The sequence below is a fragment of the Gleimia hominis genome, assembly GCF_032085515.1.
GTDB classification, from domain to species: Bacteria; Actinomycetota; Actinomycetes; order Actinomycetales; family Actinomycetaceae; genus Gleimia; species Gleimia hominis.
Genome location: NZ_JASXSX010000001.1, coordinates 875,040 through 896,448, shown reverse-complemented (window position 1 = coordinate 896,448; position 21,409 = coordinate 875,040). Strand labels below are relative to the sequence as shown.

At 54.2% G+C, this 21,409-nt stretch carries 19 protein-coding genes; 2 read left to right on the top strand and 17 right to left on the bottom strand.

Annotated features, from left to right (window positions below; all coding sequences use genetic code 11):
• The first annotated feature begins 223 nt into the window (after positions 1-223).
• A complete protein-coding gene (locus tag QS713_RS03770; RefSeq protein WP_313272543.1) occupies positions 224-820 on the top strand; it encodes a nitroreductase family protein in 597 nt (198 codons plus the stop codon).
• Between the two features lie 226 nt (positions 821-1,046).
• Here QS713_RS03770 and QS713_RS03765 read toward each other — a convergent pair whose 3' ends face one another.
• From QS713_RS03765 to glmS, 9 genes are all read right to left on the bottom strand, one after another.
• On the bottom strand, positions 1,047-2,636 hold the full coding sequence (locus tag QS713_RS03765; RefSeq protein ID WP_313272541.1) for an alpha/beta hydrolase family protein: 1,590 nt from the start codon (positions 2,634-2,636) through the stop codon (positions 1,047-1,049).
• A complete protein-coding gene (locus QS713_RS03760) occupies positions 2,629-4,791 on the bottom strand; it encodes an ABC transporter ATP-binding protein (RefSeq protein WP_313272540.1) in 2,163 nt (720 codons plus the stop codon). Before QS713_RS03760 ends, QS713_RS03765 begins: the two co-directional genes overlap by 8 nt.
• Before the next feature lie 743 nt (positions 4,792-5,534).
• Complete coding sequence (locus QS713_RS03755; protein WP_313272538.1) at positions 5,535-6,677, bottom strand: tetratricopeptide repeat protein; 1,143 nt, start codon at positions 6,675-6,677, stop codon at positions 5,535-5,537.
• Positions 6,678-7,113: 436 nt separating this feature from the next.
• Positions 7,114-7,674 carry a GNAT family N-acetyltransferase gene (locus tag QS713_RS03750; RefSeq protein WP_313272536.1) on the bottom strand — a complete coding sequence of 187 codons (561 nt, stop codon included), beginning with the start codon at positions 7,672-7,674 and terminating at the stop codon, positions 7,114-7,116.
• Positions 7,655-8,338 (bottom strand): tRNA (adenosine(37)-N6)-threonylcarbamoyltransferase complex dimerization subunit type 1 TsaB, encoded by a 684-nt coding sequence (gene tsaB / locus QS713_RS03745; protein WP_313272534.1) that lies wholly within the window; start codon positions 8,336-8,338, stop codon positions 7,655-7,657. Before tsaB ends, QS713_RS03750 begins: the two co-directional genes overlap by 20 nt.
• Positions 8,328-8,870: a tRNA (adenosine(37)-N6)-threonylcarbamoyltransferase complex ATPase subunit type 1 TsaE gene (gene tsaE, locus QS713_RS03740; protein WP_313272532.1), complete on the bottom strand. Its 543-nt coding sequence runs from the start codon at positions 8,868-8,870 to the stop codon at positions 8,328-8,330. Before tsaE ends, tsaB begins: the two co-directional genes overlap by 11 nt.
• 3 nt (positions 8,871-8,873) lie before the next feature.
• A complete protein-coding gene (gene alr / locus QS713_RS03735; protein WP_313272530.1) occupies positions 8,874-10,202 on the bottom strand; it encodes an alanine racemase in 1,329 nt (442 codons plus the stop codon).
• Between the two features lie 2 nt (positions 10,203-10,204).
• A complete protein-coding gene (locus QS713_RS03730) occupies positions 10,205-11,242 on the bottom strand; it encodes an ADP-dependent NAD(P)H-hydrate dehydratase (protein WP_313272528.1) in 1,038 nt (345 codons plus the stop codon).
• 4 nt (positions 11,243-11,246) lie between these two features.
• Positions 11,247-13,172: a glutamine--fructose-6-phosphate transaminase (isomerizing) gene (gene glmS / locus QS713_RS03725; RefSeq protein WP_313272526.1), complete on the bottom strand. Its 1,926-nt coding sequence runs from the start codon at positions 13,170-13,172 to the stop codon at positions 11,247-11,249.
• A gap of 128 nt (positions 13,173-13,300) precedes the next feature.
• Between glmS and coaA the strand changes: the two genes are divergently transcribed.
• Entirely contained in the window at positions 13,301-14,248 is a 948-nt protein-coding gene (gene coaA / locus QS713_RS03720; protein WP_313273744.1) for a type I pantothenate kinase, read from the top strand.
• On the opposite strand, the gene QS713_RS03715 is transcribed toward coaA, so the two are convergent.
• From QS713_RS03715 to rplQ, 8 genes are all read right to left on the bottom strand, one after another.
• Positions 14,245-14,736, bottom strand: a complete 492-nt coding sequence (locus QS713_RS03715) for a hypothetical protein (RefSeq protein ID WP_313272524.1) — start codon at positions 14,734-14,736, stop codon at positions 14,245-14,247. The genes coaA and QS713_RS03715 overlap by 4 nt on opposite strands.
• Positions 14,720-15,898 (bottom strand): esterase/lipase family protein, encoded by a 1,179-nt coding sequence (locus QS713_RS03710; RefSeq protein WP_313272523.1) that lies wholly within the window; start codon positions 15,896-15,898, stop codon positions 14,720-14,722. The genes QS713_RS03715 and QS713_RS03710 overlap by 17 nt, the downstream gene beginning before the upstream one ends.
• 233 nt (positions 15,899-16,131) lie before the next feature.
• Complete coding sequence (glmM, locus tag QS713_RS03705; RefSeq protein WP_313272521.1) at positions 16,132-17,481, bottom strand: phosphoglucosamine mutase; 1,350 nt, start codon at positions 17,479-17,481, stop codon at positions 16,132-16,134.
• A gap of 135 nt (positions 17,482-17,616) precedes the next feature.
• On the bottom strand, positions 17,617-18,108 hold the full coding sequence (gene rpsI / locus QS713_RS03700) for a 30S ribosomal protein S9 (RefSeq protein ID WP_313272519.1): 492 nt from the start codon (positions 18,106-18,108) through the stop codon (positions 17,617-17,619).
• 36 nt (positions 18,109-18,144) lie between these two features.
• The gene (rplM, locus tag QS713_RS03695) at positions 18,145-18,594 is read right to left on the bottom strand and encodes a 50S ribosomal protein L13 (RefSeq protein WP_313272517.1); all 450 of its coding nucleotides are present in this window, start codon (positions 18,592-18,594) and stop codon (positions 18,145-18,147) included.
• Positions 18,595-18,937: 343 nt separating this feature from the next.
• The gene (gene truA / locus QS713_RS03690) at positions 18,938-19,879 is read right to left on the bottom strand and encodes a tRNA pseudouridine(38-40) synthase TruA (protein WP_313272515.1); all 942 of its coding nucleotides are present in this window, start codon (positions 19,877-19,879) and stop codon (positions 18,938-18,940) included.
• Positions 19,867-20,616, bottom strand: a complete 750-nt coding sequence (locus QS713_RS03685; protein ID WP_313272514.1) for an ROK family protein — start codon at positions 20,614-20,616, stop codon at positions 19,867-19,869. The genes truA and QS713_RS03685 overlap by 13 nt, the downstream gene beginning before the upstream one ends.
• A gap of 198 nt (positions 20,617-20,814) precedes the next feature.
• Complete coding sequence (gene rplQ, locus QS713_RS03680; protein ID WP_313272512.1) at positions 20,815-21,390, bottom strand: 50S ribosomal protein L17; 576 nt, start codon at positions 21,388-21,390, stop codon at positions 20,815-20,817.
• Positions 21,391-21,409: the final 19 nt, after the last annotated feature.

The window sequence follows — 21,409 nt, the reverse complement described above, 5'->3', positions numbered from 1 at the left end:
CAAAACCCGTCTCTACCACGGTTTCATCACCTCACCTACTCAACGTTCCCAGCCGTGTTGGCTGGGGCATTCAGGGTGTCCTCCCCGGCCCCTCATGCGTCAATTACGCAAACACGAAGTTCGAAAATCCGTTCTGTGCCGTCACTCACACTATGTGCTGAGAGCAAAATTGGCTTCTAGGACCTTGTACCCACTGCTTGAACATGGTGGAATTGAAACTGCTATGACTAACAAATTCGAACACGCTGTACTAACTGAAGACCAGTTCAACAAGCTCTTTGCCGATGCGCATTCGCAACGGACTTTTGAGCCTGAAGAACCCGATGTGGAACTGATTCGCCGTGCCTATAACCTCATGAAGTGGGCGCCCACAGAATTCAATATTTCTTCTCTTCGCCTGGATCTTTTTACGTCTGAGGACGCGCGCGAATCCGTGGCGCAAACGATGTCGCCCGGCAACCGGGCCGCAGTGAAAGCCGCACCGTACCTACTGGTTTTGTCTTACGACGAAGCATTTGAAAACCAGCTCCCCAAACTGGGGTTAGGTAACCAGCTGATAGACAGTTTGACGGGCAATCTGGAGATGGCCCACGACAACGCCATCATGCAGGCCGGCTACTTGATTTTGACACTACGTGCGTTGGGCCTACACCTGTGCCCCATGTCGGGCGCGAACTTCGAGGAAATGAACGACACGGTGTTCAGCGACTCCTCGCGCCATCCATTCCTCGTTCTAGTAGCAGGTACGCGCCCAACAGACGAAGGCATGCGGCCACGCAGTGGTCGAGTCGAAGATACAGATGTAATCACCACGCACTAAACGCCGTTACAATGCACTAATACCCCGCGCGCGGATTCGGCGCGATCCGGCATGCCGTCACCAATGCATCCTCACGGGGCTCGTGATAGCACCCCCGGATCGTGCCCATCGCGCAGTGGTATTGGGCTAGTCAATTAGTTAAGACCATCGTCTAGTTAAGTCCATCGTCCCCAACTGCTTTGACTCCCCAACCTCTACATCACTTATGCGTGCATAGAGTTATCTCTTAACTAACACGCGTCCAAGGATTACCTAGTTTTTCCCACTGCTTCGCAACTTGGTTAGCCAGGAAAGCAGGGCAGTTCATGTCATTCTCGCCGTGGAATTCCAGAACGTGCAAATCAGCTCTAAAGCTGTTTACACCATTGAAAAACAAGGCATCACCATTCTCGAAATCAAACCTTTGAATAAACCAGTCACGATGCTTTGGATCTATTCCAATCGCGTAATCCACGTGTTTTTTCAAGTCACCCGTAGCAGCACCTAGTAACAAGCCTTTAATACGATCATTCGAGGCGCCGAGTGCGAGAGCAATCGTGGCTCCAAAACTCCAACCCGCTAGCACTATGGGACCAGTAGTAAGCTCAATTGCACCTAACACATCCTTGCGCAACGTAGAGCTCCATCTGTGCCACGCCGATCGAGTATACAGGAGATTTGGCGTGAGCGAGCCCTGATAGTTGACACCAATCCAATCCAGTCCATGTTCATTACACCATTGTGGAAGTCCGAAGAAGCGCCCCTCGGGAACTTCTTGACTTTCGGGACCACCATGAAAATGAATTACTGCCCCCAAAGACTTAGTAGGTGAGCGAGAAATGATATATTTTCCACACTCTGGAAGTGCCCCTCGAATTGGAGTTAATTGACGAGACGCTGATAATGACCCACTTTTATCAAACGTTGACGTGATAGTAAGTACATCTGAGAAACCCCGCACCGCGTAAACACTACCGTCAAGTGACAGGGACTTGTACCCACTAAGTGATTCCACGTGGCGCACTTCCAAATTGCCGGCAACAGTTTCGGTCACATCACGGAGATGCGCGTCAGTACCCGTGAAGACTGAAACAACAACACGAGTGGCGTTACCTCCTGCGTCCAAGACTGGTCCATCGGTTTTCAAGAATGAAATATCCCCGTGGCAGCTGAATACATATAGTCCATAGGGCTTGTCATCACTTATAGGAACACTACTGGAGAACGCAAAAACACGCCTCAAGGCAGCGAAAACAAAATCAGATCGAATGTTCCATATTCTTTGACTGCATAGATCAACGATATTCAAAAAGCGCCCATCAACCCCGTTATCTTCGGCAAACGCCACGATATCACCGGAACTAAAATGTAACTTACCCCTAGGTCGTTGCTTCACCACTACGGGATTTTTCTTAGCGATTCCATTCGATATAGTGCAGATTCTCTTGCACTGTCCTGGTGAGTCCAGCCATAACTCTAAACCTTCAGGAAGGCTGAGAACGACTAAGTGGTCGCAGATTAGACCACTAATATCCACAGTGCACGACTGTCGGGTGGACTCAAGCGCTCCATCGCCCTGTCGGTAAGTTTGCACTTCAAGCTGATTTCTATCAAACGTGCACGCGTAAATTATCCCATCCTGACCAAGCAAAACCTCATCGCCATCTGGGAGTTCCAGAGGCATTGTTTCGCCGTTAGATTTGCACATGGTTGCGCCATAATCGTTAAGAAGCATGACCGTTGAGTCTGTCCAGGTGGCTGGTGTAGCCCTGTATATGCGCATCTCATCAATGACTGTCTTCGGAGAAAAGCGTATTTTAGGAGCCATATTATTCATCCATATTTATCACCGCTGCAAAGCAGTCGAGGTTTGATCGGGAGTGAAGAACAACTACTCCTTGCTTGCCCCTACACTCCAACGCTTCAGAGAGCGATTTCAGCTCGGCTCGCTCCTGTTGTGGAGAAAGGTTCCTCATCGTCTCATCAAGTAACAATAGTCGAGCCGTGCCATATTGCGATTCGGAACGAGCAAGGAGCAAACCGCTCAGGTCAGTCTGCTCAAGTGCAAATGGATCTGCGTCAGGAATAATTACTACCTCACCATCAGGAATTCGACGACAAAGTGCGTCAAGTAGTACAGACTTCCCGGCACCAGTTGCCCCAATGAGGCCAATCAATACAATACCCGAACTGAGAGCCTTCTCAAGCCGATTAAGATCACCTGTACGCACCGGCGGATAACTACGGGCCGATTCGAACTCCTCAAGGAGTCTTACACGCTCAGTAGTAACACCAATAACACCTACCTCCTGGAGCGTTTCCACCGTTGACTCAATTCCCGAAGACAATGTCACAGCAAAGAAGATCACGGCAGCGGGCGCTACGAAGGGATTCGCCCCTCCAAGTATTGTTATCAACACAACTGCAAAGATATTTAGAACTAAACTAAGGGATTGAATCAGAATTGACCGGTATGCATACGCATTAGCCTGGCGAGTTGAGGCCTCTAAATACTCGGCTTCACATTTCTCGTAAGCCACTTCGCCGGCGAGCCGCACTCTTTCGCTTAGGGGGGCTGTATGCAAACCTGCCTGTGCACCAACTGCACCTAAGAACTCTCCTCGACGGTTCGCAGCTTCAGTTGCTGCAGGCACTATGTATTTTTTTCCTTGTCTCATCACGAGCAGCGCGAGCGGCATCACGATAGCTACGGCAACAATAAATAAGGGAACTCCTGCTACCGCACCCGCTATGAGCATTACACTTTGCACAGTAACGATGAATACTGATCCCAAAGCTCCGGGTACTGACATCTGCAGGTCAGAAAAATCGTCACCGATGCGCCCCACGACTGCTCCGCTTATTCGAGAACTTGCAAACTGATCAATTCTACGAATTATTCGTCCATGTAACTCACTTAGCCGAGCAATTGGAACAAAATATAGCGGACCAAAGAACAAGATTGCTCCAATAGTAGCTCCCAGCGCGCAAAAACCTGCGGCGAAAGTGATCTGCAAGGAAGAGGTATCACGTCCAGCAACTGAGAGTGCGAATACCACCTCCGAACTGGCGATAAGAATTGCGCCAAGAATAATCCATATTACGTGTGGCCCAAATAGTAAGCGGATTGATCGTAAGAACGTCGATTTTTCTGGTGATGGATCAGGGAGTTTATACTCCGGTCCCATATCTACAGAATGGACTTGATCGGTTTGAGAAGTGGGGAACTGCTGTTCACGCTTCGAAAGTTCGGTGTTTAATTCGGATGTGAAGACAGTTGGCACGTATTCCTCAGAGTTTGTAATAATAGTACATGCGGCCACGTTTGCAAAAATAATCGTTGCAACCTTGTCGCGCGTGGCGGGATCAAGTGCCGCGAAGGTGTTATCTAGAATGAGCCATTTCGGTTTTTCTGCCAGTACCAAAGCTACCACCGCACGATGATGTTCTCCTGACGACAATGTAGTAGCATCGTACCAGAATCGTCCTATTACATTGCTAGATAAGCCCATAGCCGACGCAAAGGCTGTGAAGTCGTAGAGCTCTTTTGATGTTGCAAGAGTTTTCCACGCTGATAATACAGATTGGGATAACCGTGGATTGCAAGGCACGAATACAGTTCCGGGTAAAGTCGCTGAGGATCGTAGCAGCCGAGCACGGCGGGATTTGTCTGTCAGTACCTCGATATTACGCAAAGGACCTTCCGCCAGAGGTTTAGCTTCACCTCCGGGTACCTCTGAAGCTTCTAAATTCTCAAGATCTCGCATCATCGGCCAAGCGAGACGAATAACTCTGTAGTTTACAAGGTTATTCTGCACACCTGAATAAAGATACCGAGCAGCCAAAATGATGCCAATTCCAAAACTTGCATTTGGCCATAGCCAAGAACCAAGAATAACAACAACAGAAAGCGTTACCGTCATCGCACTGCGGTCAATGAATCCACTTACGAGTTGTAAGAAGACACGTCTACGCAGAAGCTGCTCTTCCATCCCCCTAATGCGAGTTATAGTGGTCAACGTGGAACGCCAGCCCGGGATCACCTTTCCCCGAGGTAGTGAGTCTGCTGCACGTTTGATCCAACTTCGTCGCTCTGCTTCAAGATCAATGTATCTCTCCCATAGTCTACCTACCAAAGTTATTAGCTTAACGCTCACGAGAAGAAGACAGACAATGAGCAGCACCGCAATAGCACCACCAATTCCATACCACGATAGAGAAATCACCAAGAATGCGATTATCTGTACCATAGACACGGCCCCATCGACTACATAGGCAAACTGGCTAAGCTGCCTAGGGTGAGTAAGCACATGTGCCCGTGCCTCGTGTGCATACAAGGATGTCTCAAAAACATTGTGAAAACGTCTGTATGCCAGCTGGCGCACAACCACGGTGAGGATTAGCTCTTGACGCTCCTTAACCACACTTCCGGCACTTTCAGCCAAAAAGGCGATAATTAGTAACCACGCTGCGGATACTGAGGTAGTTCCACCAGAGATTATCCGCCCGATCCCTATCGTGATTGCTATTCCAGCAGCGATCCTCACCAAACCCGCAATGAGCACACTTAAGCTTATTCCTGTGGGTGCAAGAACAAGAGAGAGCCACCGGAACCGCCTCGGTAGACGCATTTGTAGGTATTGCTGACGCTCATATAGTTCCTTTATAGGAATGTTTCGCAAACACGTGAGACAAGACCGGTTCACACTGTTCCGGGAACTGTAAATATCCTCTTTCAACACGAACGCACCTCCTTTTGAGAATTAGCTTGAATAGTCTCGTCAACTAGTTCATTGTCGGGAAAGCAGGATTTAAGCTCCTTTAATGCTCTTTGGAAATCGAAATCCGAGTCAACAATACTTCTCGCGTGCAAGAGCAACAGTTCAACCTCCGCCTGTGAATCAGCATCGAGCCCCGTCATTACTACTTTCGAGCCGAACTGCAAGGTCCACTCTGGTGTTCCCGCCTCATATGAAGCACGCAATGCATCTAAATTAGCGGATTCATTCCCCAGACCTGCCGATACTGCATACGAATCTCTCGCCCTACGCAAATCTCCTAACTGCATAAGAACGTACCCTAAGAGACTGTATGCTTCGGCCATGCTTGGATCTAGCTCCAGAGCGCATTCAACCTCTCTCAGAGCCTCTTCGAAACGACCCATGCAGCACAAGAATGACGCATAATCTTGGTGAGATTCAGCAAACTTAGGATCCAACAAGACGGCCCGTTCATATAACCGCTCGGCCTCATTAGAATCCCCGATAGCTTCAACTACACGAGCTTGATTAGAAGTCAAGACCGTGTGATGAAGTTTGCCTGCAAGTTCTGACTCTTGAATATACTCAATACCGTTTTCGAGCATTGCTCGAGCTTCGTCAATTGTCGAGTTCTCAAGCCACAGTTCCCAAAGCGCCTTCGCCATCCCAGTTTCCCCCTGCAAGGCGTACGAGATACCCAGTACATCCGTTAAACTAGGATCCACCTCATCAACTGCGTCAAGGTAGACAGCAGCTACCTGTCTAGCAGTCCAGGAATCCCCATATCTCAACAGCAAGCTAAGATAAGATGAAAGCGCGCTAGACGACACAGTTCCATCCGTAACCCCGCTGAGAACATTTCGAAACAATTCAGAGTGCTCATCGAGCGTTAAGTCACTTGTGTCGGACGGGAACGAAATGTTGATTTTGATCCTACCTTCACTAGGATTTTGGTTTTCGCTCAAGCTTTCATCACTTCTACCAATACGATGGAAAACTGCTCTCGTTAGAGCAGATTTAGCCCAATGCGTGTCAGCAACACAGTCAAGTTTTGGTATCAGAATTCGTAGAAGAGAAAATGGAGCGCGCACGTCAATTTTAGTTTTGTCTAAATTCAAACCTTTGCACCCTCGTAAGATAAATGGGCAGGCACGGCTACTCTCGACAACACATGCCTGCACGATTCATTTAAGGACAATCAGTTCATTTTTGGACTCTTGTAACAGTACATAACTGCCATATTCGTCTACGGTTTAGAAACCTTACGTGTTTTGATTTTCATATGAATACTCCCTACTGGGTACATATAGTTTGATTTCTTGGAAACGGTGCAATCAGCTCTGAATGCACTACTGCAAGAATAACGCGATAGGAAAACACGACACAACGTAGGACTATTGACCTACATTAAGTTAATAAGCTCCGTTCTGGTGGAAACAAGCACGTTTTGCCCGTCTCATATTTTGATATCGGCTAAGCCTAGGTTGTGCGTACCTAGTTGAGCTTTTTAGATTGCTAACATGTTATCGGTTAACTCTAACTAGATACGTTACTTCAGTAGTTCATCTGCAGATTCGGCGCGATCCGGCATGCCATCACCAACGCATCCTCACGGGGCTCGTGATAGTACCCGCGGATCGTGCCCAACCGTCGGAATCCAACCGACTCATAAAGCCGCTGCGCCACCGCATTACTTGCCCTAACCTCCAGCAAGACGCGTTGAACACGGCGCACCTGGTGCTCAATCGTGCCCGGTTCATGCACGGGAACGCGTTCAGGCAGGTGGAACACACGCGAACCCAAAAACCGGACCAACTGCACGCGCCGCAGAAGTTCCTCCAACACCGCGCGCCCCAAACCTTTGCCACGCGCAGCTTCGGCAACTCCCAAGGTCATCAAATCCGTGTCTTCCGCCAGGCGCACACCGCCGTATGCCACCAGCTCGCCCGATTCGTAACTACCCACATACAACCTATCGGGCCGAGTCAACTCGTCTAAAACAAGTGCCTCAGACCAAGCTTCAGCCGTGAAAATAGTGCGTTCCAACGCGAGCACAGCGAACGCGTCTGCACTCGTAAGCACCCCAAGGTCAATCTCAAGCGGTTTTTTGCCCATGCCCCGGATGAATATCTGGCCGCCGCAAATACAGTGGTTCCGTGTCGAAGTGCAGCAATCCAGCTTCCAAACGCGCACACACAATCCGTGCTGCCACAGCCGGATCAATCACACTCGTCGAAACCGGCGAGTCAAACACCTGCGGATAAAGCTCGCACGCAGGCCCCGCAAACACAGTTGTACCGGATGAAAATCGGTTGGCAACACTTTGCGGTAAATCCACCGCAGGTCCTTCCACCTGTGTCACATCATCGGGCCCGCTCGCCCGGTAGTGAGCCCAGTACACCTCTTTGCGACGCGCATCCGTGACGACCACGAGGTCCTGGTCAGCGCTCATATTGTCCAGGTACTCTCGCGCGTAAATATCGAGCGAACAAACTCCCCGCACCGGCAGGTCCGCCGCGAACCCCATTGCGCGTGCAGTCACCAATCCAGACCGCAGCCCGGTGAACGGCGCAGGCCCGGTGCCCACGATTATCTGTCGCAATTTCGCGTGAATCTGCCCGGGTTCAACCCCCACTTCTTCCAACGCTTCTTGCACAAGAGGAGACAGCTTCTCGGCGTGCTCACGATTGCTCCCCGACCGCTTGCGCACCACTTTTTCGCCTTCTACCACTGCAACCGAAGTTCCTGCGGAAGTGTCGATCACTAAATCAATCATCATTGCCTTCCTGTACCTGCGTTAGAGCCCTCTCTACCGCCTGTTCCACATCTACGCCGTCCCAGCGCGGCCCCACCGGGGAGATTTCCACCACGCGCCGACCATCATCTAGCCCCTCAAGATCATTCGAAATCGCACCACCAGCAGGGAATGGACCACGCAATACGATTTCCAAACGGGAAGCCGATAGCGGTTCCGTCTTTCCTTCTCCCCACTCGACTACAACCACGCAGTCTTGCAGCTGCGTATCCAAATCCAACGTCTCCAGATCCTCCAGGTCCGTAACCCGGTACGCGTCCGCATGCACCAGATCTGGACCGTGATCGTTCGGGTGGATCCGAGTGATGATGAACGTGGGAGAAGAAACGCGCCCACTCACCCCCATTGCCTCGCCAAGACCTTGCGTTAACGTGGTTTTTCCGCTGCCCAACTCGCCCGTGAGCATAATCAAATCTCCCGCACGCACAATTGGCGCCAATGCACTCCCAATCGCACGGGTTTGCGCCGGGTCGTTAACTTCGAAACTGTACTTCATCGCCTATCCTTCACTACCACCCACGTAACATTTCAGAACGCGCGCACCAACGCGGGTTAAAACCTCGTAAGAGATCGTGTCTGCCCAACCCGCCCAGTCACTGGCTGTAGGGCAACCGCGCGTTTGCGTGCGCGTAGGATCTCCGTAAATAACCACGCGGTCCCCCACAGCCGCTGGCGGCCGCTTACCTTCACCAAGTTTGATCATGAACTGGTCCATACAAATCCGTCCCACAACCGGCGCGTTCCACGCACCCGTTTGAGAATACACCCGCACCCACGCTCGATTCGACGCCGCCCGCGCAATCCCATCCGCATATCCGAGTGGCACCAAACCAATCCACGTGTCTTGTTCAGCCCGCCACGTGCCCCCATACGAAACAGTCCACCCACGCGGAATCCGCTTCACTTGCATTAGCCGCGCATTCAAAGTCATCGCCGGGTGCAGCCCCAGTTCTTGTTCCGTTTCTACCTGAGGGTTTGGGCTAAGGCCGTACAGGCCAATTCCGTCACGGACCATATCTAAGCGGGTATCGGGGTGCCAAATCTGCCCGGCGGTGGCCGCTAAATGCAGTGCGAGCGACAAGGATTCTGCCCCCATTTGCTTTAGATTAGCCGAAGAGTTACCTCCCGTTCGCTTTAGAATACCGCGATGGGCCCGTTGCACCTCGTGGTGAGCCTGACGCAAGTATTCGAGTTGACGCGCAGTGAACTGCTTACCCTCAGCCGTGTCTTCATCTGCTTTAGCCAAGTGACTCCACATACCCACCAGTTGCACGCGGGGCGCGCACTGTTGCAACGCTGCTAACACGCCCTCAAGCTCGCCGGGTAGTAAACCCGCGCGGCCCATCCCCGTGTCAACTTTTAAATGCACGCGTGCGGGTCGCTTCGTCGCCGCAATCGCCAGCACTTGCTGCGGCGTGGAAACAGACAGCTCGATCCCCAGATCCAGCGCATGCTCGATCAGCTGCTGCCCACCCGTTGGGGGGACGAGCCAAGAGAAGATCCGCGCGTTCCCAACTTCGGTTTCGCGCAAAGCTTGCGCCAGGTGAATCGCCTCTGGTATCTGAGCAATCCCAAACACGCTACGGCCAGCCTGCGCTAACGCGGTAGCGGCTGGCACCAGCCCATGCCCATAAGCATCCGCTTTCACAACCGCCATGTGCACCGGTGCAGTTTGGTTCCGCGTCGGTTCGTGAACCCGCGTACCGTCGCGTGGAACGTTCCCAGGTGGCTCACCTATTTGCGCGAGTTCTTCAAGCCTGCGAGCATTCGCCTTCAACGCATCTAAATCCACCGTTGCCCAAGCAATCGCGTTGTCATCCGCCTGCATGCTCACTCCTCTAACTGCTGCGCAATAGCGCGTGGTATCGCATCTGCCACTTCCATTGGTTCTACGGGGTGGCCCCATGCAAAGCGTTCCACTTCTGCTGCCGCGCGTCCAGCTTCAGCCACAATCCAAACACCACTGGCCACCACCAGGTCCAAAGGTTCAACCGTGCGACCATTCTCACGGTCCGCCTGCCACGCAGCCACGCGCGCCCCGATCGCCCCAGCGAGCACATCCCCGCTACCCGCCGTGCCTACCCACGGGGTCGCCCCCGTAATCACAAGCGGAGCCCCACCCGGGCTACACACAGCCGTATTCGCACCCTTTACCACCACGGTTGCCCCAGTTAAATCCGCGAGCTTTGCCGCACAGTCCGCAAGTGCCTCATGAACTTCATTCCACGCGGTCTTTCGCCCGGACAAGACCGACAGCATCCGGGCGGCTTCCGTCACATTAGGGGTTAGTACCGTGTGCGCGGCAGCACGTTGCTCACGACCACCTTCTTGCGCAACAAATTTCGTGTACCCCGGAAGCGCGGAAGCATCCACCACCAGTGCCGAATTGGTTTGCTTGAGGAGGGGCCGCACCCGGGTGTCGAACTCGCGTTCGTCAATCCCACTGCCCACCACATGAGCTTGTACGTGACCACCCCCAACCACTGCAGAGGGGAAATGGTTCAGCACCAACCGCGCGGGCAAGTCCGGCCCCTGGTAACGCACCATCCCCACGCCCACACGCAACGCCCCAGCGGCCGCCATCACCGCTGCTCCCGGATACTTATTTGACCCAACCACAAGCCCCACTACTCCCCGCGTGTACTTGTGGTCTCGCGCATCCGGCACGCGGTAAACCCGCGCAAAGTCCGTGCGGTTAAAGACCCGCGCGGATCTCGCTCGATTAATGGCCTCCGCACAGCTCGCGCGGCTAGGCTCCGGCGGTTCGCTCGAAGCGTTCACTTCAACCGCCGCGTTCACTTCGCCCGCGGCTTCCACCGGCCTGTGAGCGCCCGCGGAGTCTGGTTGGTGCGGTTGGGTCGTGCGCATCGAACTATTCCACCGTCACCGACTTCGCTAAGTTACGGGGCTGATCCACATCCAGCCCCTTCGCACTGGCTAGTTCGGACGCGAAAATCTGCAGTGGAATCACCGACAGCAGCGGGGCATACAACGTGGGCACAGCAGGCACGCGGAACACGAACGACGCGTACTCATCCACCGAGGTGTCTCCCTCCTCCGCAATTACAATCGCCCGCGCACCCCGGGCACGCACCTCTTGAATATTCGACACCACCTTGCGATGCAGCTCCGGCCGGCGGGGCGTAGGCACAATAATGATCACCGGGTGCCCCTCCTCAATCAAAGCAATCGGACCGTGCTTCAACTCCCCAGCAGCGAAACCTTCCGCGTGAATATACGCGATCTCTTTGAGCTTTAACGCTCCTTCCATCGCCACCGGGTACCCCACGTGCCGGCCCAGGAAAATGACAGACTGCTCATCTTTCATCTGCCGCGCAATCTGGCGCATATCTTCCGCGTGGTCTAACACCACCTGCGCTTTTGCGGGAACGCGCGCCAGTTTCTCTAAGTAATCCTGGATTTCATCCACGTACTTATTGCCCCGCACCTGCGCTAAATACAGACCTAAAATGTAGGTCGCGCCGATTTGCGCGGTAAACGCTTTCGTAGACGCCACCGCGATCTCGCGACCCGCGTGAGTCAAAATGACCGCGTCCGACTCACGTGGAATCGTGGACCCGGGCGTATTCACAATGGCAATCACCCGCGCCCCCTGCTCCCGGGCGTGGCGGATAGCCATGATCGTGTCCATCGTCTCCCCGGACTGGGAGATAGCAACCACCAGGGTCTTCTCATTCACCACCGGGTCTCGGTAGCGGAACTCGTGCGCCAACTCCACTTCAACGGGAATGCGGCACCAATGCTCAATCGCATAGCGAGCCACCTGCCCAGCGTAAGCCGCGGTTCCACACGCCACGATGATCATCTTGTCGGCCGTGCGCAACACTTCGGAGGGGATCCGCAGTTCGTCGAGCGCTAACCGGCCCTCCGCATCCACTCGGTCTTTAAGCGTATTCGCAATTGCCAGCGGTTGCTCGTGAATCTCTTTTTCCATGAACGTAGGCCAACCAGCCTTATCCACGTTGTCAGTTGACACTTCCACGTCGAATGCTTTGGGTTCCACCTGGTTACCATCTGCGTCCAGGACAGTAACCGCAGTTGGGGTAACTACCACCACTTCGTCCTGCCCAATCTCTAACGCCCGGTGCGTGTGCTCCGCGAACGCAAGTACGTCGGACCCCAAGTAGTTCTCTCCCTCACCCAGGCCAACCACCAGTGGGGACGAACGGCGCGCCGCCACCACCACGCTCGGCGCGTCCTCGTGCACTGCCAGCAGCGTGAACGTGCCATGCAGCATCGGGGTGAGCCGCTCCATCGCCCGCGTCAAAGCAGCCGCTGCCACCCGCGCGTCAGCTGGCACGCCCTCAAGCGACAATTTGTTCCCAACCAAGTCGCCTTTACCGTATTCCTCCAGGAACAACTGCCCCAGCAGGTGCGCTGCAACTTCCGTGTCCGTGTTCGACACGAACGTGATCCCATCGGCCTTCAACTCGCCACGCAACGCGTCCGCATTCTCAATGATCCCGTTATGCACAAGCGCCAACGCACCCCCCAGGGCGACGTGCGGATGCGCATTCTCGTTAGACGGACGGCCATGAGTTGCCCACCGCGTGTGCCCAATCGCACTGCGCCCAGCTAGGTCCTCAAGCTTATCCAGTTCGGCTTGCAGGTTCGCAAGCTTGCCTACCGCTTTCACAACCGTCATCTGGTTACGGGAACCAACAGCGATCCCCGCGGAATCGTACCCGCGGTACTCCAGGCGGGCGAGCCCACCCATAACTACGTCGCGGGGGCGAGAAGAATCATGTTCACAGACATATCCAACAATTCCACACATGCTTTTTATGGTGCCACACATGAGCCCGCGGGATGTAACGACACTGGGAATTGGGGGTAACTACACGCTGTATTGCGACTAATTGCGCATTCTGTTCCATTTTGGGGCACCATTTATGTGTGCACATTATGAAAGAACTCGGCTTGTCCCCTTACGAAACTTTTACGCGTGAGGCTTGGAGCGCGCTCGCAAAAGAAACTCCCCTGCCGCTCACGGAAGCGGAAGTGGGGCGCCTAGCGGGTATTGCTGACCCCATGGATTTGCGGGAAGTGGATGCGATTTACCGGCCGCTTTCGGCTTTGCTGCAGATGTATTTTGATTCGCAGCAGCGGTTGGCGTTTGATCGGCGACATTTTTTGCATGAGCCGAACCGCCCGCGCCCACCTTTTGTGATTGGGATTGCGGGGTCTGTGGCTGTGGGGAAGTCCACCACGGCCCGCCTGCTGGTGGAGTTGATGCGGCGTCTTCCCACTATTCCCCGCGTACAGTTAGTTACTACTGATGGGTTTTTGCTACCAAATCGGGAGCTTAAGCGCCGTGGCATTATGAACCGCAAGGGCTTCCCGGAGTCTTACGATCGCGCGGAGTTGCTTGAGTTCATAGCTGCGGTGAAAGCGGGGTATCCGCGGGTGGAGTCCCCGATTTATGACCACACGGTTTATGACATTATTCCGGGTGAAAAGCAGGTTACTACGCGTCCAGATATTTTGATTGTTGAGGGTTTGAACGTGTTGCAGTCGGCCCGTACTGCGCAGGGACGCACTGGGGTGGTTGCTGTTTCGGACTATTTTGATTTCACGATCTATGTGGATGCACAGCCCGCTCATATCGAAGCGTGGTACGTGGAACGGTTTTTAAAGCTGCGTTCAACCGCTTTTACGGAACCGGACTCGTACTTTAAGAACTATGCGCAGTTGTCGGATACGGAAGCGATAGAGCGGGCACGGCATATTTGGAAGAGTGTTAACTTACCGAACTTGGAAGAGAATATTTTGCCCACGCGGGGACGGGCCGATCTGATTATTACTAAAGGTGCGGACCACCGCGTGTCACAGCTTCGGTTGCGCCGCATTTAAGATTCGGGGCTGGCTTCTTCTATTGGCAGGGTGGTTGTGAGTTGCCAGCCGCGCGTAGTTTTACTAACGACGGCGGCGTACTGCTCTTCTTCCCCATCGGGAAGTTTGACAGTTGTGGGCACCATCGCCGTGGTTTCATCGACATCTGTCCAGCTTTCCTGGTCTACCTCTACTTTGGTGCCCTCTGGAAGTATCTGGTTAACTTCAACCCCATAGGATTTTGCTACTTCTGGATCCACGATCGCTTCGGGTTCCTCCACAATGTTTTCCAGCTTCGCAACCGTATTTTGAACCTCGCGTTTACTCCGCTGGATCTTACGCTTCGTGGGGTCGGCGTTATCCGCCTGCGATTGCGCACCACCAGAAGCACCTTCCGCCAACGTAGTTCTCTGATGGTGGATAGCCCAGACTAGTAGAACTGCTAGCACCACCACCACGACTCCCAAGATGACAAACAGGAGCTTACGTTTACTAGTCGAAATTTTCATAGGACATCGCTCTGTCTAAGACGTTAATCATTTTCCATGCGGCATTTGTTTCCCGGGTTAGGTTAGTGTGAAAACAAGGAAAACTAGACGACACTGCTTTTTTACCTTGATATAAAAGGTTGACTCCCAGCATCCTGGGAGATTTGGCCATCATCGGCCTCACAACGATCCGAGTAGTACATACACTCGAATATCTAAAATTCGCAGAGGCGCCACTCAATGCAGATTCTTTAGAGACAATCACATCACCAACAGAAGTAGACGACGACTTCGTAAAACCAAACAGTGTTACGCCTTGCTTGATTTCTATTTCTCCGGCTACTGCGTGCACTTCCACTTCCCGTGGCATTTTTGGAAGCTGTTTCAACTCAGGAGAACCAGTCCGGAGCGCCCTACCCGCTTCTCCTTCAAACGCATCCACAAATGGAACTCCAGTATCTCCCTTGCATTTCTCTTCGTATGAATGGGCACTTTCACGTAAAGCGCTTACTAATAACTTCTGAACAGCAGTCTCCCGCGCCTCAGTTGGAGAGAGTAACTTATTCGAGATAACCGCAGCTAGATCAGACCCCTCGTTGGGCGTCGCTATGGTGAATACGTGTGACAGTACTCGCTTGATTGGCATGTTAATCATTGACGCTGCCTGGCGAAGTGCAAGCCCTCCCATCGAGTGAGCTACCGCCACTGCTGGACGATAATACGTTTTCGCTAAACACTCCAAGCCGCGAGCCAACTTAGGACCAATATCCTTATCCGTTACCCACCGCCCATTCACCTTAGAATAATCAAATGTATAGACTACAGTTTCGGTATGATCTTGAACCCAGTCAATCAGCGAAACTTTCCTCGCATTGACTCCCATAGCGATGACGTTCGATGCATGATCTGATCCCATATCAATTGCTCGCGAAAACGCCCCTGTTCGCTCTACATTATGAGTAGAACTACTTACCCAACCGTGTACAAACACGACAGGAATATCAGTTATCGTAGGTTTCCGGCGCCTGTCTACTTCCTCTTCCTTTTCCGCCTTTTGTCGCCATGGCTCCGGCTTGGATTTTCCAAGTTTCCAATTTTTAGGAGCAGAAAGAATCGGGGCCCGGCTGACGAACTCAGAACACCTATCTGGATCGAAGTCATGGTTTTCCGTATCGTCTGCCACCGCAGTGGTAGCTATAGGCAGAAGGCCCAGCAATGAAATCGAGAGCACTAACCACACGGCCATAACCCGGTTCCTCAGGCGCATAAAGTCTCCAAACAACGTAGTGAAACATTTGCGTTCCAGACCACACTACTAAAGGGACTAAAGTCCCGCCACATTACGATGCGAGACGCCTAGTCAGAACGATCAATGGCCGCTAGACGCCCGCTGATAGGCCCCTATGCTGCGCGCCCCTACAGGGCTAACCGTTCCTTCACCACTGCGGCCAGACGATTCGCGTGCTCATCCGCCTCCGCCTGCGTCGCGGCCTCCACCATAACTCGCACCAACGGTTCCGTACCCGACGAACGCAACACAACGCGTCCCGTCTCACCCAACTGATCTTCCGCCTGCGCCACCGCTTCAGCCAGCCCCTCATCCGTAGAAGCACGCACCTTGTCCACACCCGGCACATTCACCAGCGTCTGCGGCAAACGCTGTACAAAACCTGTAAGAGCCGCCAACGACTCCCCAGACTCCTTCACCATGCGCGCTACCAGCAGCGACGTGAGCACACCATCACCCGTAGTTGCGTGTTCGGCAGAAATTACGTGGCCAGACTGCTCACCGCCCAACGCATACCCATTAGCACGCATGCATTCAAGTACATACCGGTCGCCCACGGCAGTCTGAACCGTTTTAATCCCCTCTTTTTCCATCGCCAACAGCAACCCCAGGTTAGACATAACGGTCACCACCAGCGTGTCCTTATTCAATTCCCCACGCTTCTTGAGGTCCACCGCCAAAGCCCCCATGATCTTATCGCCATCAACCAACTGGCCCTCATGGTCAACAGCTAAGCACCGGTCCGCATCCCCATCGTATGCAACCCCAAAGTCAGCGGACTCCTCCACCACCTTGCTTTGCAGCATCTGCGGGTGCGTCGACCCGCACTCGTCGTTAATATTCAAGCCATCCGGGCTAGCGTTAATCACCACAACCTCAGCGCCCGCCTTACGCAAAGCTTCCGGCCCCAAACTAGATGCCGCCCCATTCGCACAATCCATAACAATCTTCAAACCCGAAAGGTTCGTTCCACAAGCACGCACCAAATGATCCACGTACACGTGCTCCGCGTGCTGCGCACCCGGCTCAATCTGCCCTACTAGCGCGCCGGTTGGCCGATCCCACTGCGACTCCAACAGAGCCTCAATCTCATCCTCAACCGCGTCTTCCAACTTGAAACCGCCATGCGCAAAAAACTTAATCCCATTATCCGGCATCGGATTGTGCGAAGCAGAAATCATGACGCCAAGAGCCACATCCTCCGTTGCCGTCATATACGCAACCGTAGGGGTAGTCACCACCCCAATACGTTCCACATCCATACCCGCAGCAGCCAAACCCGCTGCCAACGCATGATCTAAAAACTCGCCAGAAATACGGGTATCACGCCCAATAATTGCCTTCGGTTTGGCCGCATCCGCAGCGCGGTCCTTCATCACATACCGGGCTGCAGCCTCACCCAACCGCAAAGCCAGCTCCGGGGTAATGTCACGATTCGCTAACCCGCGCACACCGTCGGTACCAAACAATCTAGGCATTATCGATCCTTTCAACGACCATTAACCACTCCATCATAATGCACCAACTACCCTACAAACACGCGCGAACCTGCGGGCATACAAAAATCCCTGCGCTCCAACAAAAGAGCGCAGGGACCTTTAAAGAAGCAAAGATTAACGCTTCGAGAACTGCGGGGCCTTACGGGCCTTCTTCAAACCAGCCTTCTTGCGTTCCACCGAACGGGCGTCACGCGTCAAGAACCCAGCCTTCTTCAAAGCCGGACGGTTCGCATCCCGATCAATCTCGTTCAGCGCGCGAGCGATGCCAAGACGCAACGCACCCGCCTGCCCAGACGTACCCCCACCGCGGATAATCGAAATGACGTCAAAGCGCCCTTCAATATCCAACAGTGCGAACGGCGACCGCACCAGCTGTTGGTGCAGCTTGTTCGGGAAGTACTCGTCTAGCGAATGGCCGTTAATCTTCCACTGCCCCGTGCCCGGAACCAGCCGCACGCGCGCAACCGCACGTTTACGACGGCCCAGTCCGTGACCAGGAGCGGTGATTGACTGTCCAGCACCCTCAGGTGCTGACTCTGTTTCAGATGTGTAAGTGCTCGGGGCATTCTCCTCTTCGAGCACGTCAGTTTGCGTGGTGTCAGCCACAGTTATCCTCAGTTTCTACCGGTATCGTCCAGCGGGTTACGCCTGCTGGGCTACCTTGGTGATCTCGTAGGGAATCGGCTTCTGAGCATCATGCGGATGCTCGGAGCCGCGATAAACCTTGAGCTTGCGCATCTGCGCGCGGCCGAGGCTGTTGTGTGGAAGCATGCCGCGAACGGCCTTTTCAATGGCGCGTTCTGGGAACTTGTCTAGCAGTTCACGGTAAGACATGGACTTTAACCCACCCGGGAACCCGGAGTGGCGGTAAGCGAACTTCTGATCGAGTTTGTTACCAGTCAACGCAACCTTGTCTGCGTTAATGACAATCACAAAATCGCCCTGATCAGCATGCGGGGCGAAAATTGGCTTATGCTTCCCACGAAGTAACGTAGCAACGTTTGTTGCTAGGCGGCCGAGGACGACGTCAGTGGCGTCAATGACATACCACTGTTTCTCGTGGTCCCCAGGCTTAGGACTATAAGTGCGCACGGGCGTGGCCTTCTTCTTCCAAATCAGGGGCGCAACGAATACCACCTGGATTTCCAGAGGTTCGCGCGCCGCACGTATAAGATCTTGCTCACGTCTGCGTCCGAGCCGACCATCCGACGAGTGGGAAAATATCGGTCTGGTGCTCCCTAGGACGCACAACATCTAACAGCTTAACCGCGCGGGCGGCTACTCGTCAAAGCTTATGCCCATTTGTGGTCCATTCCTCAAGCACAACCACACCCACGTGTAGGCGCCAAATAATCCAGTTTCAAAACTAACGTACCTGCACGGAAAACCGTTGCTCCAAGGCGGAACGATCAGTAATCGTTACGCGTAACCCGAGCTAGCACCCACACGGACTTGTGCGGACACGCCGGGTTTTCCTCTGCTGTTCAGCCCACAGCGCCGGCGGCGGATAGTCCACCCCCACAAGAGTAAGCCCGTGCGCCGGTGCAATCGGCACCCCATGAGTCCGCGCTGGTTCCCGCACCAGTGTCCGCGCCCAAGTTGTGTCGCGGCGGCCCCGCCCAATCTCAACTAGCGCCCCCACTAGTGACCGCACCATCGAGTGGCAAAACGCGTCCGCACTCACCTGCACTTCCACCTCACCATTTGCATTGCGCGCAACCACCAGGGTTTTCAAAGTCCGGATCGTCGTCGCCCCCGCTCTGGGTTTACAAAACGACAAAAAGTCATGCTCTCCCACCCACAAGCCCGCCGCTTCATTCATTTTTTCTAGCCTGAGGCCTTGCGCCCCCGTCCACCACACGAGCTGCGCGGTGGTTGGGTTCAGCGTTTCGTCGCGGTCGCACAGCGTGTACTGGTAGTGGCGCGTGAGGGCACAAAACCGGGCGTCAAAATCTGTGCTTACCCGCCGCACGCGGTGTATCACCACATCAGCTCCCGGCGTTTCAGTGCCGCGCGCAAGCAGGGAGTTAAAACGCCTACGCAGTTTCGCAAGAGCCTCAGGTGAATCATTTCCGGGAAGCAGCTTCGCCCACGCAGAAGCTGGGACATCACAGTGAGCCACCTGGTGAGCCGCGTGAACTCCCGCGTCAGTGCGGCCCGCGACCGTTAGTTCCACTGGAGCGCGCACCACGGTTCGCAGCGCAGCCTCAACCTCACCCTGCACGGTCCGTAACCCCGGTTGCTTTGCCCAACCGTGAAACCCCGCGCCCGCATACGCCAAATCCAAGCGGATACGCACCAGTTCCCCATCCTCAAAGGAACGTTTTGAACCAGGTTCCGGTTCGCTTACCGCTCTCGCTGAAACTAGAGGTCCCAAGCGCGCACACCCCCGCGGATACCCGCATCGTTTGGCACAATCACCACTTCGTCCCCCAGCCGCTGCCGGTGAGTGGGCGTGATCCGCACCGAGTTACCTCCACCCAAATACAACCGATCCCACATGTACATCGACCGCAACGCTGCGACTATGCGCCGGATCCGCCGCGACCAGTGCGCGTCCCCCAATCGGAGTCGCTCGTGTTCCCCCACGTAGTCGTCATAGGTGAGTCCCCACCGCACAGGGCCCTGCGAGATTTCTGTATGCGGCGCTAACCGTCCACCATCGAACACCGCATTACCCAACCCGGTTCCAAGCGTCACAATCATCTCTAAGCCCGTTCCGGTGATCACACCAGCACCTGCGACTTCGGCGTCGTTCAAGACCAGGGCAGGGCAGTTCAACGCGGCTTTGAGCGCACTGCGCATGTCAAACCGCTCCCACTGCTCCACCAGTTCCGGGAGCACCCTTGAGCGCGGGCCGTCACGCGTCACATAATGCGGGGTGGCGATCACCACGCCGTGTCGAATCATCCCTGGCATGCCAACTGTAACTCGGTCGAAGTCGGGTAATTGCCCGGCCAGCTCCTCGATCGTGGACACCAGGAGCGTGGGAGGCAACGGGTACGGAGTAGCTGTCCGCACCGCTGACGCCACCATGGTTCCCGAACGGTCCAACACGGAGGCCTTAATCCCCCCACCACCACAATCCACTGCCAGCGTTCTAACATCGTCCATGCCTTAGATCATACTGTCTGAAACAAACCGGCGTCCGCACCTTTCTGAGCATATGAAGCGGCTTCTGCACGCCTTGGTACAAACAACAAAAGTGGCGCTCCCCCAAAAGGAGGAACGCCACCTATAGTATTGAGACTGAACTAAGCGAATGCAGCCACCTGAACGCCAGCCGCTAAGCAGAAGTTCAACCGAAGCCGGTTACTTCTCCTCAGAAGCATCCTTGGTGTCAGCAGCTTCAGATTCCGAAGCGGAGCCAGTTTCCGCTTCTGCAGCGGGCGCAGCTTTACCAGCCTCGTCCTTAGCTTCCTGCGCCTCTTTATCCTCAGCAGATTTCGACACTTCCTCAGCTTCTGCTTTGTCAGCTGCCTTCTGCGCGGTCTTTTGCGCTTCCTTCACAACAGCCTTCTTCTCAACCTTCTCTAGCACCAGAGAGATCTGCGCCATCGGCGCGTTGTCTCCGCGGCGCGGCGGAAGGTCAACAATCCGGGTGTACCCGCCGGCACGTTCCGGATCGATCTGTTTCGCAACCTCATCAAACAGAACGTACAGGATGTCTTTGTCCTGGATTTTCTTCGCAACCGTGCGGCGCGCGTGAATGTCACCGCGACGAGCCTTGGTAATCAGCTTCTCCGCGTACGGCTGCAAACGGCGAGCCTTCGCACGCGTAGTCGTGATCTGCTTGTGCTCGAACAAGTCGCGGGCCAGGTTAGCCAGAATGTGTTTCTCGTGTGCGGGACCACTTCCCAAACGAGCGCCCTTTGTAGGTGTGGGCATTGTTACTCCTATTAAAACT

What these genes read in the sequence shown, in the direction of transcription:
- QS713_RS03770 (WP_313272543.1), top strand. Translation starts at nt 224, where the DNA reads ATGACTAACAAATTCGAACACGCTGTACTAACTGAAGACCAGTTCAAC.
- QS713_RS03765 (WP_313272541.1), bottom strand. Translation starts at nt 2,636, where the DNA reads ATGAATAATATGGCTCCTAAAATACGCTTTTCTCCGAAGACAGTCATT.
- QS713_RS03760 (WP_313272540.1), bottom strand. Translation starts at nt 4,791, where the DNA reads ATGGAAGAGCAGCTTCTGCGTAGACGTGTCTTCTTACAACTCGTAAGT.
- QS713_RS03750 (WP_313272536.1), bottom strand. Translation starts at nt 7,674, where the DNA reads ATGGGCAAAAAACCGCTTGAGATTGACCTTGGGGTGCTTACGAGTGCA.
- tsaB (WP_313272534.1), bottom strand. Translation starts at nt 8,338, where the DNA reads ATGATGATTGATTTAGTGATCGACACTTCCGCAGGAACTTCGGTTGCA.
- tsaE (WP_313272532.1), bottom strand. Translation starts at nt 8,870, where the DNA reads ATGAAGTACAGTTTCGAAGTTAACGACCCGGCGCAAACCCGTGCGATT.
- alr (WP_313272530.1), bottom strand. Translation starts at nt 10,202, where the DNA reads ATGCAGGCGGATGACAACGCGATTGCTTGGGCAACGGTGGATTTAGAT.
- QS713_RS03730 (WP_313272528.1), bottom strand. Translation starts at nt 11,242, where the DNA reads ATGCGCACGACCCAACCGCACCAACCAGACTCCGCGGGCGCTCACAGG.
- glmS (WP_313272526.1), bottom strand. Translation starts at nt 13,172, where the DNA reads ATGTGTGGAATTGTTGGATATGTCTGTGAACATGATTCTTCTCGCCCC.
- coaA (WP_313273744.1), top strand. Translation starts at nt 13,301, where the DNA reads ATGAAAGAACTCGGCTTGTCCCCTTACGAAACTTTTACGCGTGAGGCT.
- QS713_RS03715 (WP_313272524.1), bottom strand. Translation starts at nt 14,736, where the DNA reads ATGAAAATTTCGACTAGTAAACGTAAGCTCCTGTTTGTCATCTTGGGA.
- glmM (WP_313272521.1), bottom strand. Translation starts at nt 17,481, where the DNA reads ATGCCTAGATTGTTTGGTACCGACGGTGTGCGCGGGTTAGCGAATCGT.
- QS713_RS03685 (WP_313272514.1), bottom strand. Translation starts at nt 20,616, where the DNA reads ATGGACGATGTTAGAACGCTGGCAGTGGATTGTGGTGGTGGGGGGATT.
- rplQ (WP_313272512.1), bottom strand. Translation starts at nt 21,390, where the DNA reads ATGCCCACACCTACAAAGGGCGCTCGTTTGGGAAGTGGTCCCGCACAC.